The 12,419-nt window shown below is 60.3% G+C and carries 8 protein-coding genes, 1 pseudogene and 2 riboswitches; of the genes and pseudogenes, 4 read left to right on the forward strand and 5 right to left on the reverse strand.

The window, feature by feature from the left end; genetic code table 11:
* Positions 1-114 precede the first annotated feature (114 nt).
* Positions 115-3,825 carry a methionine synthase gene (gene metH, locus RHM58_RS23495; RefSeq protein ID WP_322268325.1) on the reverse strand — a complete coding sequence of 1,237 codons (3,711 nt, stop codon included), beginning with the start codon at positions 3,823-3,825 and terminating at the stop codon, positions 115-117.
* Positions 3,826-3,980: 155 nt separating this feature from the next.
* Between metH and RHM58_RS23500 the strand changes: the two genes are divergently transcribed.
* From RHM58_RS23500 to nfuA, 3 genes are all read left to right on the forward strand, one after another.
* Positions 3,981-6,266: a fatty acid cis/trans isomerase gene (locus tag RHM58_RS23500; protein ID WP_201256905.1), complete on the forward strand. Its 2,286-nt coding sequence runs from the start codon at positions 3,981-3,983 to the stop codon at positions 6,264-6,266.
* A 166-nt stretch (positions 6,267-6,432) separates the two neighbouring features.
* A complete protein-coding gene (locus RHM58_RS23505) occupies positions 6,433-7,467 on the forward strand; it encodes an acyltransferase family protein (protein ID WP_201203261.1) in 1,035 nt (344 codons plus the stop codon).
* Positions 7,468-7,524: 57 nt separating this feature from the next.
* Positions 7,525-8,100 (forward strand): Fe-S biogenesis protein NfuA, encoded by a 576-nt coding sequence (gene nfuA / locus RHM58_RS23510; RefSeq protein ID WP_322268326.1) that lies wholly within the window; start codon positions 7,525-7,527, stop codon positions 8,098-8,100.
* A gap of 202 nt (positions 8,101-8,302) precedes the next feature.
* Here the strand turns inward: nfuA and cobM are convergent, their stop codons facing one another.
* The 4 genes from cobM to RHM58_RS23530 all read right to left on the reverse strand — a co-directional run bounded on the left by cobM (position 8,303) and on the right by RHM58_RS23530 (position 10,466).
* Complete coding sequence (gene cobM / locus RHM58_RS23515; RefSeq protein WP_201203263.1) at positions 8,303-9,049, reverse strand: precorrin-4 C(11)-methyltransferase; 747 nt, start codon at positions 9,047-9,049, stop codon at positions 8,303-8,305.
* Positions 9,050-9,145: 96 nt separating this feature from the next.
* A complete protein-coding gene (locus RHM58_RS23520; RefSeq protein WP_201203265.1) occupies positions 9,146-9,559 on the reverse strand; it encodes a cobalamin biosynthesis protein in 414 nt (137 codons plus the stop codon).
* Complete coding sequence (locus RHM58_RS23525) at positions 9,556-10,263, reverse strand: CbtA family protein (RefSeq protein WP_201203267.1); 708 nt, start codon at positions 10,261-10,263, stop codon at positions 9,556-9,558. Before RHM58_RS23525 ends, RHM58_RS23520 begins: the two co-directional genes overlap by 4 nt.
* 11 nt (positions 10,264-10,274) lie before the next feature.
* Positions 10,275-10,466, reverse strand: coding sequence for a CbtB domain-containing protein (locus RHM58_RS23530; RefSeq protein WP_010460909.1), 192 nt, complete (start codon positions 10,464-10,466; stop codon positions 10,275-10,277).
* A 117-nt stretch (positions 10,467-10,583) separates the two neighbouring features.
* Positions 10,584-10,813, reverse strand: a riboswitch (cobalamin riboswitch).
* A gap of 221 nt (positions 10,814-11,034) precedes the next feature.
* Positions 11,035-11,248, forward strand: a riboswitch (cobalamin riboswitch).
* Positions 11,249-11,343: 95 nt separating this feature from the next.
* Here RHM58_RS23530 and cobW point away from each other — a divergent pair.
* Positions 11,344-12,418, forward strand: a pseudogene (gene cobW / locus RHM58_RS23535) (cobalamin biosynthesis protein CobW).
* Position 12,419: the final 1 nt, after the last annotated feature.

Here is a 12,419-nt window from a genome sequence, read left to right on the forward strand (position 1 = left end):
GCGAAGGGTCCATCACATTCAACATCATCGCTGACTGTCACACCGCTTTCGCGAGCAAACCCGCTCCCACAGGGTATTTGTGTTGGCCACTGTGCTGTGGCCAGTCCGTGAGGCTTAGTTGTCGTAACCCAAGTTAGGCGCCAACCAGCGTTCAGTCACGCTCAATTCCTGCCCCTTGCGCGACGTATAGCTCTGCACCTGGTCCTTGTCGATCTTGCCCACGGCAAAGTACTGCGCCTGCGGGTGGGCGAAGTACCAGCCGCTGACTGCTGCCGCCGGGAACATCGCGTAGTGTTCGGTGAGGAACACGCCGCTGCGACCGGCGTGCATTTCGCTGGCCTCGGGGTCGAGCAGGGCGAACAGCGTGCCTTTCTCGGTGTGATCCGGGCAGGCCGGGTAGCCGGGAGCAGGGCGGATGCCGGTGTATTGCTCTTTGATCAACGCCTCGTTGTCCAGCGTCTCGTCCTTGGCATAACCCCAGTGTTCTTTGCGCACCTGTTGGTGCAGCCACTCGGCGCAGGCCTCGGCCAAACGGTCGGCCAGGGCCTTGACCATGATCGAGTTGTAATCGTCGCCTGCGTCCTGATAAGCCTTGGCCACTTCTTCGGCGCCGATCCCGGCGGTAGTAATGAAACCACCCACGTAGTCGGTCACTTCGCTGTCTTTAGGCGCCACAAAGTCGGCCAGGGAAAAGTTCGGCTTGCCGTCAGTCTTGATGATCTGTTGACGCAGGTGATGCAGCTTCGCCAGCGGCTTGCCGTCATCGCCGTAGACTTCGATGTCATCGTCGCGCACCTGGTTGGCCGGCCAGAAGCCGAACACCGCGCGGGCGCTGATCAGTTTCTCGTCGATCAGCTTGGCGAGCATTTCCTTGGCATCGGCGTACAGCGCGGTGGCGGCTTCACCGACCACTTCGTCTTCGAGGATGCGCGGGAACTTGCCGGCCAGGTCCCAGGAGATAAAGAACGGCGTCCAGTCGATGTATTCGGCCAGCACCTTCAGGTCAATATTGTCCAACACACGAGAACCGGTGAAGGTCGGCTTGACCGGCGCGTAAGTGCTCCAGTCGAACTGCGGCTTCTTGGCGATGGCCGCCGGGTAGCTCAAGCGTTCGGTGCGGGCGCTGCGGTTGGCGGTGCGCTCGCGGACTTCGATGTATTCCAGGCGCGTCTTCTCGACAAACGCCGGCTTCAATTCCTTGGACAGCAATTGCGTCGCCACGCCCACGGCGCGGGAGGCGTCGGTGACGTAGATCACCGCGTCGTTGCTGTACTTCGGCTCGATCTTCACCGCGGTGTGCGCTTTCGAAGTGGTCGCGCCACCGATCATCAACGGCAGGTGGAAGTCCTGACGCTGCATCTCGCGGGCCACGTGGACCATTTCATCCAGCGAAGGCGTGATCAGACCGGACAAACCGATGATGTCGCACTTCTGCTCCTTGGCCACCTGCAGGATCTTCTCCGCCGGCACCATCACGCCGAGGTCGACGATGTCGTAGCCGTTGCAACCCAGCACCACGCCAACGAGGTTCTTGCCGATGTCGTGCACGTCGCCCTTGACCGTGGCCATCAGGATCTTGCCCTTGGCTTCCGGCTTGTCGCCTTTCTCCAGTTCAATGAACGGGATCAGGTGCGCGACAGCCTGCTTCATCACGCGGGCGGATTTCACCACTTGCGGCAGGAACATTTTGCCGGCGCCGAACAGGTCGCCGACGATGTTCATGCCAGACATCAGCGGGCCTTCGATCACTTCAATCGGACGGGCGAACGACTGACGGGATTCTTCGGTGTCTTCAACAATGTGCGTGGTAATGCCTTTGACCAGCGCGTGCTCCAGACGCTTGTTGACGGGCCAGCCGCGCCACTCTTCGGTCTCGGCTTCCTTGACGCTGCCGTCGCCCTTGTACTTGTCGGCGATGGCGAGGAGGGCGTCGGTGCCTTCCGGGGTGCGGTTGAGCACCACGTCTTCCACGGCGTCACGCAGTTCGGCCGGGATCTGGTCGTAGATCTCCAGTTGGCCGGCGTTGACAATCCCCATGGTCAGGCCGTTGCGGATCGCATACAGCAGGAACACCGAGTGGATCGCCTCACGCACCGGGTTGTTGCCGCGGAACGAGAACGACACGTTGGACACGCCGCCAGAGGTCAGCGCGTACGGCAGTTCGTCACGGATGTAGGCGCAGGCATTGATGAAGTCCACAGCGTAGTTGTTGTGTTCTTCGATGCCGGTGGCCACGGCGAAGATGTTCGGGTCGAAGATGATGTCTTCCGGCGGGAAGCCGACTTCGTTGACCAGAATGTCGTAGGAGCGTTTGCAGATTTCTTTCTTGCGCGCTTCGGTGTCGGCCTGGCCGGCTTCGTCGAACGCCATCACGACAACTGCGGCGCCGTAGCGTTTGCACAGTTTGGCGTGATGAATGAACTGTTCGACGCCTTCCTTCATGCTGATCGAGTTGACGATGCCCTTGCCCTGGATGCATTTCAGGCCGGCTTCGATCACTTCCCACTTGGAGGAGTCGATCATGATCGGTACGCGGGAGATGTCCGGTTCACCGGCAATCAAATTGAGGAAGGTCACCATGGCCTTCTTCGAATCGAGCATCCCTTCGTCCATGTTGATGTCGATCACCTGGGCGCCGGCTTCGACCTGTTGCAAGGCGACTTCCAGGGCTTCGGTGTAGTTGTCTTCACGGATCAGACGGGCGAACTTGGCGGAACCGGTGATGTTGGTCCGCTCGCCGACGTTGACGAACAACGAGCTGCGATCAATGGTGAACGGTTCCAGGCCCGACAAGCGGCAAGCTTTCGGGATCTCCGGAATTTCACGCGGTGCATAACCGGCCACGGCTTTGGCGATGGCTTCGATGTGGCCCGGCGTGGTGCCGCAGCAACCGCCGACGATATTCAGGAAGCCGCTTTGGGCGAATTCTTCGATGACCTTGGCGGTTTCCGACGGCAATTCGTCGTACTCGCCGAATTCGTTCGGCAGGCCGGCGTTCGGGTGCGCGGAAACGTGGGTACCCGCCTTGTTCGACAGCTCTTCCAGGTACGGACGCAATTCGCTGGCGCCGAGGGCGCAGTTCAGGCCGACCGAGATCGGCTTGGCGTGGGCCACTGAGTTCCAGAACGCTTCAGTGGTCTGGCCGGAGAGGGTGCGGCCGGAGGCGTCGGTGATAGTGCCGGAGATCATGATCGGCAACTCGATGCCCAGCTCTTCGAAAACCCCTTGCACGGCGAAGATCGCGGCTTTGGCATTCAAGGTGTCGAAGATGGTTTCGATCAGGATCAGGTCGGCGCCACCTTCGATCAGGCCTTTGGTGGCCTCGGTGTAGTTTTCCACCAGTTCGTCGAAGGTCACGTTGCGGTAGCCGGGGTTGTTCACGTCCGGGGACAGCGAGCAGGTGCGACTGGTCGGCCCGATCACGCCGGCGACGAAGCGCGGTTTTTCCGGGGTTTCGAGGGTCTTGGCGTCGGCAATCTTGCGCGCCAGGCGTGCGCCTTCTACGTTTAACTCATACGCCAGGCCCTGCATGCCGTAGTCGGCCAGGGAAACCTGGGTGGCGTTGAAGGTGTTGGTTTCCAGAATGTCGGCGCCGGCATCCAGGTACGCCTTTTCGATGGCACCAATCACGTCCGGGCGGGTCAACACCAACAGGTCGTTGTTGCCTTTCACATCGCTCGGCCAATCGGCAAAGCGCTTGCCACGGTAATCTTGCTCTTCGAGCTTGTAGCTCTGGATCATCGTGCCCATGCCGCCATCGAGAATCAGGATGCGCTCTTTAAGGGCGTGCTTGAGAGCTTGAAGGCGAACGCTGCGATCGGACATTTGGACTACTCGGTAAGGCCATGACGAAGGGCCGGGATAATAGCAAACCTGTGCGCTTTTAGAGCATGCCAAGGTTTTGCATGAATATCGTTCATGTTGGTGGCAGGTCTGGACCGGTAGAATCGCGGCGTTTTTACAGGATTGGGACCAGGGATATGTCGTATCGCGTCGTTGTCAGCATTCTATTGCTGCTTTCAAGCTGGGGCGCCGATGCGCAAAGTCCCGCCATTTCCTATACCCGAGATATTCAACCGATCTTCACCGAAAAGTGCGTGGCCTGCCACGCGTGCTACGACGCCGCCTGTCAGCTCAATCTGGGCAGCGGTGAAGGGGCGGCCCGCGGCGCGACCAAGATTGCGGTCTACGACGGCGAGCGCAGCGTCGCATCCTCGCCAACCCGACTCTTCTATGACGCCTTCGGTAAACTGGCCTGGCAGCACAAGGACTTCTATTCGGTCCTCGACGCCCAAGGCAGCCAGGCAGCGCTGATGGCACGGATGCTTGAGCTGGGCCACAAAACCCCGCTAACGCCTAACGCCAAGTTGCCGGAAGACATCGTGCTGGGCCTGAATCGGGAAAACATGTGCGCCATGCCGGCGGAGTTCGATGGTTATGCCGGCGCGCACCCGAAAGAAGGCATGCCGCTGGCGGTGACCGGCCTGACAAATCAGCAGTACCAGACCCTGCAACGCTGGCTCGCCGCCGGTGCGCCGATTGATGAACAAGGCCTGGTGCCCAGCGCCAGGGAAGCGCTGCAAGTGGTGCAGTGGGAAAATCTGCTCAACGCACCGGGCGCTCGTGGCAGCCTGGTCGGGCGCTGGTTGTTTGAACACTTGTTCCTGGCGCATATCTACTTCAAGGATGGCGAGCCGGGGCATTTTTTCCAGTGGGTGCGTTCGCGCACGCCGACCGGCCAGCCGATCGACCTGATCAATACCCGCCGGCCGAACGACGATCCGGGCACGCAGATTTATTACCGGTTGTGGCCGGTGCAAGGCGTGATCGTGCAGAAGACCCACATCACTTATCCGTTGAGCGCGGCGAAGCTGTCCCGGGCCAAAAGCCTGTTTTTCAGCGGCAATTGGCAGGTCAACGCCTTACCGGGTTACGGCCCGGAGCGCCGGGCCAATCCGTTCACCACGTTTGAGGCTATCCCGGCCCAGGCGCGTTATCAGTTCATGCTCGATAACGCCGAGTACTTCGTGCGCACCTTTATTCGCGGTCCGGTATGCCGTGGGCAGATCGCTACAGATGTGATTCGCGACAACTTCTGGGCACTGTTCCAGGCCCCGGAACACGACCTCTACATCACCGATCCGAACTATCGCGGCAAGGCCACGCCGCTGCTGGCAATGCCGGGGCAGAACGACGACGTCGGCAGCGTGTTGAGCCTGTGGCATGACTACCGCAACAAACGCAACGAATACGAAGCCCTGCGCCGGGACAGCTACGCCGAGGCGCCGGCGCCGAGCTGGTCGACGCTGTGGGCCGGTAACGACAACGCGTTGCTGACGATCTTCCGCCACTTCGACAGTGCCTCGGTGAACAAAGGCCTGATCGGTGACGTGCCGCAAACCATGTGGCTGTTCGACTTCCCGTTGCTGGAACGCACGTATTACCAGTTGGCGGTGAATTTCGACGTGTTTGGCAACGTCTCCCACCAGGCCCAGACGCGGCTGTATTTCGACCTGATCCGTAACGGCGCCGAGCAGAACTTCCTGCGTTTGATGCCGGCCGATTCGCGCAACGACTACCTCGACGATTGGTATCAGAGCGGCGGCAAGTTCAAGATGTGGCTGGATTACGAGTCCATCGACAACGACAAGCCCAGCGCGCTGACACTCGACGAAAAAGACCCGAAACGGGATTTCGCCATGCAATTGCTGGCCCGTTACGGCGACCTCAACGCCACGCCGGATCCGATTAACCGTTGCGATGGTGCGTATTGCTCGCGGCCGAACATCGACCCGGCGTTGCAGAACGCCGAACAAGCCTTGAGTCGCCTGACTTCGCGTCCTGCAGCGGGTTTGAAGGTCATTGATCAGTTGCCGGAAGCGACGATGTTGCGTATCGAAACCGCAAGCGGCAAACGCGAGATCTACAGCCTGCTGCGCAACCGTGCCCACAGCAACGTGGCATTCATACTCGGTGAATCCCTGCGTTATCAGCCGGGGCTCGACACGTTGACCATTTACCCAGGTGTGCTCAGCAGTTATCCGAACTTCATGTTCAACATTCCGGCCGAGCAGGTGCCTGAGTTTGTCGATGCGATGGAAAGGTCGAAGGACGCTGACAGCTTCGAGAGGATCGTTGAACGCTGGGGTGTTCGGCGCAGTCATCCGCAGTTCTGGTTCTACTTCCACGACCTGAGCACGTACATCCACGAAACTGACCCGGTGGAAGAGGGCGTGCTGGACATGAACCGCTACGAGAATCTTTGATCGACCTTTAAAGACCAATCACTGTCCCACCGGTAGGAGCGAAGCTTGCTCGCGAAGGCGGCGGTACATTCAACAATGATGTTGACTGACGCGCCGCTTTCGCGAGCAAGCTTTGCTCCTACAGGGGGCTTGCGGTGGTTTGTGAATTTCGATTGGAGGGCCGTCGATGTTGATTTCTGTACAAGCGCTGCGCGCCATCGCAGCCTGGGCGGTGGTCTGCCACCATTTCATGCAGATTTTCTTCGACTTCAAGGCTCGCGGGCCGGTGGGGCAGGCGTTTATCGACAAGGGCGCCGTGGGCGTCGACATCTTCTTCGTCATCAGCGGTCTGGTGATCTTCCTGTCCACCGAGGCCAAGTCGCTGCCGCCGGCGCGGTTTCTGCTGTATCGAATGTGCCGCATCGTCCCGGCGTACTGGCTGTACACGGTGCTGATGGCGCTGGTGGTGGTGTTCGCTCAACCGGTGTTGCCGGATCAGACGGTCGACTGGTCGCATTTCCTGCTGTCGCTGTTGTTCATTCCTACGCAAAACCCCGGCGGCTACGGGATTTATCCGACGCTCAATGTCGGTTGGACGCTGAATTACGAAATGCTGTTTTACCTGCTGTTCGCCTGGGCACTGCTGTTTCGCTTGCAGGTCAGGTTGCTGATCGTCGCGGCGCTGCTGTTCGCGGTGTGCCAGGCCTGGACCGGTTATGGCTGGATCAGCCAGTTCTACCGATCCGACATCGTTTATGAGTTTCTGCTGGGGATTGCCATTGGCATGGTCTACCGCAAGGGTTGGATCAAGCCCGGTTTATGGCTGCCGCTGCTGGGGATCGCTGGTGCCTTACTGACGATTTATCATCTGCCGCCGGCACCGCGACTGCTGGCCTGGGGTTTGCCGAGTGCCGTGTTGGTGATGGCGTGCATCGCGCTGGAACGTTATTTCAAGAACAATCGGGTGTTCGAACTGCTCGGTAATTGTTCCTACTCGGTCTACTTGATGCATGTGCTGGTGCTGTCGGCCGGCGGATTTATCGCACAACAGTACGATGTGAATCCTTACGTCATGTTTGCCGTTTGCGCGGCCACCATTGGCGTGGCTTCCTGGGCAAGTTACGAATGGGTGGAAAAACGCAGCTATCGGTGGCTTAAAGCCTGGATCGACGGCGAAACAGTTGCTCAGCCCGTGCAAGCTCTTTCCCGACAAAAATACTAGGACTTTGTGCGGCGCGATGATTGGCGTAAACTGCGCCCAAGCCTGCGAGGAGTTTCCATGACCGCTATTACCATCACTGACGCCGCCCACGATTATCTGGCTGATCTGCTCTCCAAGCAGGGCATCGGCATCCGCGTCTTTATCACCCAGCCTGGCACCCAGTACGCCGAAACCTGCATTGCCTACTGCAAGCCGGGCGAAGAAAAACCTGAAGACACTGCGTTGGGGCTCAAAAGCTTCACCGCTTACATCGACTCGTTCAGCGAAGCCTTCCTGGACGATGCGGTTGTCGACTACGCCACCGACCGCATGGGCGGCCAACTGACCATCAAGGCGCCAAACGCCAAAGTTCCGATGGTCAACGCTGACAGCCCGGTCAACGAGCGCATCAACTACTACCTGCAAACCGAAATCAACCCGGGGCTCGCGAGCCACGGCGGTCAGGTTAGTCTGATTGATGTGGTCGAGGACGGCATCGCCGTTCTTAAGTTCGGCGGCGGTTGCCAGGGCTGCGGCCAGGCGGACGTCACCTTGCGCGAAGGCATCGAGCGCACCTTGCTCGAGCGCATTCCCGAGCTCAAGGGTGTACGCGACGTGACTGACCACACGCAGAAAGAAAACGCCTACTACTGAGTAAGGTGTTCGCTGCGACATAAAAAACGGCGCCCCGTGAGCGCCGTTTTTTTATGGGTGGTCGATTTTCCTATGGCTGCCATGACCTGTGGCGAGGGGGCTTGCCCCCGTTCGGCGGCGAAGCCGTCGCAAGACCTAAAATGCTGGGGCCGCTTCGCAGCCCAACGGGGCAAGCCCCCTCGCCACAGGGTTGTGTGTGAACTCAGGGCCTGTAGAGATGCGCATGCCCCGCGCGATACAGCGACGATTCACTAAATTGATCGCTGCCCAACACCCGACCCACCAGTATCAACGCCGTACGCCGAAACCCTTTGGCCTCGACCTTTGCGGCAATGTCCGCCAGCGTCCCCACCACCCAATCCTGATCCGGCCAGGTCGCGCGGTGAATCACCGCAATCGGGCAGTCGGCGCCGTAATGCGGCAGCAATTCGGCGAGGATCTTCTCCAGATGATTGACCCCTAAATGAATCGCCATGGTCGCCCCGTGTTGCGCCAGGCTGCCTAGCTCTTCGCCGGCCGGCATCGCGGTTTTGTCGGCGTAACGGGTCAGGATCACGCTTTGCGAGATGTCCGGTAAGGTCAGTTCGGCGCCCAGTAGCGCAGCACAGGCGGCGGTAGCCGTGACGCCCGGGATGATTTCGAACGGTATATCGAGTTCACGAAGGTAACGAATCTGCTCGCCAATCGCGCCATACAGGCTCGGATCGCCCGAATGAACACGGGCCACATCCTGCCCCTTGGCGTGGGCGGTTTTGATCAGTTCGATGATCTGTTCCAGGTGCAGTTCGGCGCTGTTGACCACCGTTTCAGCCTGGTGGCCGTCCAGCACGGCAGCCGGCACCAGGGAGCCGGCATAGATGATCACCGGGCAGCTGCGAATCAGCCGCTGGCCTTTGACGGTGATCAGTTCCGGGTCGCCGGGACCTGCGCCAATGAAGTAGACGGTCATCGTCCGTTCCTTTGAAAAAAGAGTCTGTGAGAAAAAGGGCTGTGCAAGGCTTCAGATGAAGATTGCTCATGATCGAAGGTGGGGATTATCGGGTTTTTACGCGGCACTGGCCAATGCGAGGGTGGCCTGAGCGTATTTTTGCCTGGGAATCAGCAGCTTCGCCGGTGCCTGGGCCAAGTGTTCGGCGAGTGCCAGGGCGGCACTTTCCGCTACGCCGTAGCAGCCGGTGCGTTCGAAGGCGATCTGCGAATGGTGGCTGAGCTGTGGCTGATAACCGGCCAATTGTTCGCTGCTGAAGTACATCACTTCTAGCCCAAGCTGCGCGGCCAATTCGATCAGGCCAGGCTCATCACGTTTCAGGTCGATGCTGGCCAGGGCCTTGATCGCACGAAGTTCGATTTGATGCGCCTGTAATGCCTGATCCAACAGCGCCCGCAACGTGCTGGCGGGGCAGCCGCGCTGGCAGCCCAGGCCGACCACTAAGGTCGGCGCTGCGCTGTTATCCGTCATGCGTGGTATTGGCCATCGCTTTTGCGGCGGAACAACCAGGCGCTGATCAGGCCCAGGGCCAGCCAGAACGCCACGTTGGTCAACTGCGAAGCGATTTTGAACTGAGACTCCAGGGCTTGCGGGGCCAGCATCGAGTGGACTTCCGGTTGTGGCGCGCCGATTACATGCGGTACCGCCAGAATCGCCACCCCGAAGATTTTCATCAGCCAGTGACGGCTGAACACGATCAGCGCGATCCCGACAGCGGTAGAAGCCGCAGTGCCGACCCACCAGATCTGCCGTTGCGCCAGATCGGCGGCGGCAGTGCCCGGCAGTTCCGGCGGCAGACCGAGGGTCGGCGCCAGCACAAACGTCGCGTAACCGGCCAGGCCCCAGAGCAGGCCTTGAGCGGTTTTGGTCGGTGCACGCAAGGTGTACAGGCCGGCGAGCATCAGCGCAAAACCAACCGCGACTACCAGGTTACCGCCGGTGGTCGACAGCACGCGCTGCCAGCCGTCTTCCGGCTCCCAGGCTTCGGCGTCGTGGGTGTGAGCAGCCATGGCGCCTTCGGTGTGCTCGTGAGCTACAGCGGCGGCAGGTTCGGATTTTTCGTAGGTTTCCGCCTGAAGAATCAGCGGGGCGACCCAGAAGCTTTGCAGCAGGGTCAGCAGCAGGGCGGCGAGCAGCCCGGTGAAACCTGCGGTTTGAGCGATACGCTTGATCATGTCAGCAGGTCTCAATGGCACGGGAACGCGGAGCTGTGACGGGTATCGTGCGCAGCGTTGTGCACCGCTTCGATGTGCGAGAAACCGGCGAAATACACCAGGCACGCGCCGAGGATCGACGCGCAAACGGCGGCGGTCAGGCGTTGGCTCAGGGTTGTGGTGGTGCTTGCAGTGCTGTGGTCGGTGCTGCTAATGATCGACATGGCGCTTCCCTCTGGTCTGTCAGCGGGTGAATAGAGCGCATGCAAACCCCTGCGAGCGTGCGCGCAGAGACTTAAACAGCGCCCGCCCACCGCGGGTTTGTTATTCAGTGATCGTACTGGTCACTTTGTGTTGCGGGCCGGTCTCCGGGCTCGCGAGGGGTCAAGGCTTACGCCGGAACCTGCAAGAATCGCCTTCCCATGCCGAACTGCTGGCACAGTGGATCTGATTCTTCACTCGCTTACCGTTGCGGGGGCAGCACCGGACTGACATGGCTTTAGAGTAAAGCACATGATTCACCGGTTTCCCGTTTCACCCTGTGAAGGGCACCCGTAACAAGGCGCACAGGAGACCATGGGCGGGGCGGGGGAGTCAATTGGCAAGGGTTCTCAGTTAGCTTTTGTGGCGAGGGAGCTTGCTCCCGCTGGGTTGCGAAGCGACCCCCTTCATTCCTTCAGACAAATGTTGCAAGCAAGTCTTGCGACGGCTTCGCCGCCGAGCGGGAGCAAGCTCCCTCGCCACAGGGGATCGCTAGCGTCTCATGAACATTGACCCGCCCCCACACCATGCGTAGCCTTGCGCTTTCGAGGTTCTTCGGCGTTTGCCGAAGCTAAGAAGGGAACGCGGTCGATGCCGCGGCTGCCCCCGCAACTGTGAACGGTGATGTTCGCTGCCACGCCACTGCACGCTCCAGCCATGGAGCCCGCGGGAAGGCGCAGCAAACGCCAGTCTAACGACAGGCACACCGTCAGCCAGGAGACCTGCCTCGAAACGAATTCTCACTACAACCGGGCGGGGTGATCCGGTGGCGAAATCTTCCGCGCATCCTTCGCCGCGGTCGTCGTCCCGTATGCCCGCCACCTTGCCAAAGGGCATCCGATGAAAACACTGGCCAAACTCCCCGTCACCATCGTTACCGGCTTCCTCGGCTCGGGCAAAACCACCTTGCTGCGCCATATGCTCGACAACGCGCAAGGTCGCCGCATCGCGGTAATCGTCAACGAGTTTGGCGAGCTGGGCATCGACGGCGAAATCCTCAAGCAGTGCTCCATCGGCTGCACCGAAGAAGAAGCCAACGGCCGCGTCTACGAACTGGCCAACGGCTGCCTGTGCTGCACCGTCCAGGAAGAATTTTTCCCGGTGATGCGCGAGTTGGTGGCCCGTCGCGGCGACCTCGACCACATCCTGATCGAAACCTCGGGCCTGGCCCTGCCAAAACCACTGGTGCAAGCCTTCCAGTGGCCGGAAATCCGCAGCGCCTGCACCGTTGACGCTGTTATCACCGTGGTCGACAGCCCGGCCGTGGCCGCCGGCACCTTTGCCGCGTTCCCGGACCAAGTCGACGCCCAGCGCAAACTCGACCCGAACCTGGACCACGAATCGCCGCTGCACGAACTGTTCGCCGACCAACTGGCCAGCGCCGACCTGGTCATCCTCAACAAGGCTGACCTGATCAGCCCTGAAGACCTGGCCCGCGTGCGCCTTGAAGTCGCCGAAGAACTGCCGCCCGCAGTAAAAATCATCGAAGCCAGCAGCGGCCGCGTGCCGTTGGACGTGCGTGATCGGCCTCGGCGCCGGTTCGAAGAACACATCGACAGCCGTCACAGCCATCACGACCATCACCACGGTGAAGGTGATGACGACCATGATGATCATGACCATCGACGCCTTCGACTCGATCTCCATCGAGCTGCCGCAAGCCGACGAAAGCCTGCTGATGGATGCGTTGACCCAACTGGTGGTCAAGCACGGCATCCTGCGCGTAAAAGGCTTCGCCGCGATCCCGAACAAGCCGATGCGCTTGCTGATCCAGGGCGTGGGCACGCGTTTCGACAGGCATTTCGACCGTCAGTGGGGCGCCGAAGAAGCGCGCACCACCCGTTTGGTGTTGATCGGCCAGGAACTGGATGCCGCTCAACTCGAAGCGCAATTGCGCGCCGCGCTCAGCGTTTAAG

Origin of the sequence: Pseudomonas sp. 10S4 (assembly GCF_034344865.1) — a bacterium.
In the GTDB taxonomy this organism is placed as follows: Bacteria; Pseudomonadota; Gammaproteobacteria; order Pseudomonadales; family Pseudomonadaceae; genus Aquipseudomonas.

Coding starts and splice junctions, on each gene's coding strand:
- RHM58_RS23530 (WP_010460909.1), bottom strand. CDS start 10,466: ATGTCGATCATTAGCAGCACCGACCACAGCACTGCAAGCACCACCACA.
- metH (WP_322268325.1), bottom strand. CDS start 3,825: ATGTCCGATCGCAGCGTTCGCCTTCAAGCTCTCAAGCACGCCCTTAAA.
- RHM58_RS23525 (WP_201203267.1), bottom strand. CDS start 10,263: ATGATCAAGCGTATCGCTCAAACCGCAGGTTTCACCGGGCTGCTCGCC.
- RHM58_RS23505 (WP_201203261.1), top strand. CDS start 6,433: ATGTTGATTTCTGTACAAGCGCTGCGCGCCATCGCAGCCTGGGCGGTG.
- RHM58_RS23520 (WP_201203265.1), bottom strand. CDS start 9,559: ATGACGGATAACAGCGCAGCGCCGACCTTAGTGGTCGGCCTGGGCTGC.
- RHM58_RS23500 (WP_201256905.1), top strand. CDS start 3,981: ATGTCGTATCGCGTCGTTGTCAGCATTCTATTGCTGCTTTCAAGCTGG.
- cobM (WP_201203263.1), bottom strand. CDS start 9,049: ATGACCGTCTACTTCATTGGCGCAGGTCCCGGCGACCCGGAACTGATC.
- nfuA (WP_322268326.1), top strand. CDS start 7,525: ATGACCGCTATTACCATCACTGACGCCGCCCACGATTATCTGGCTGAT.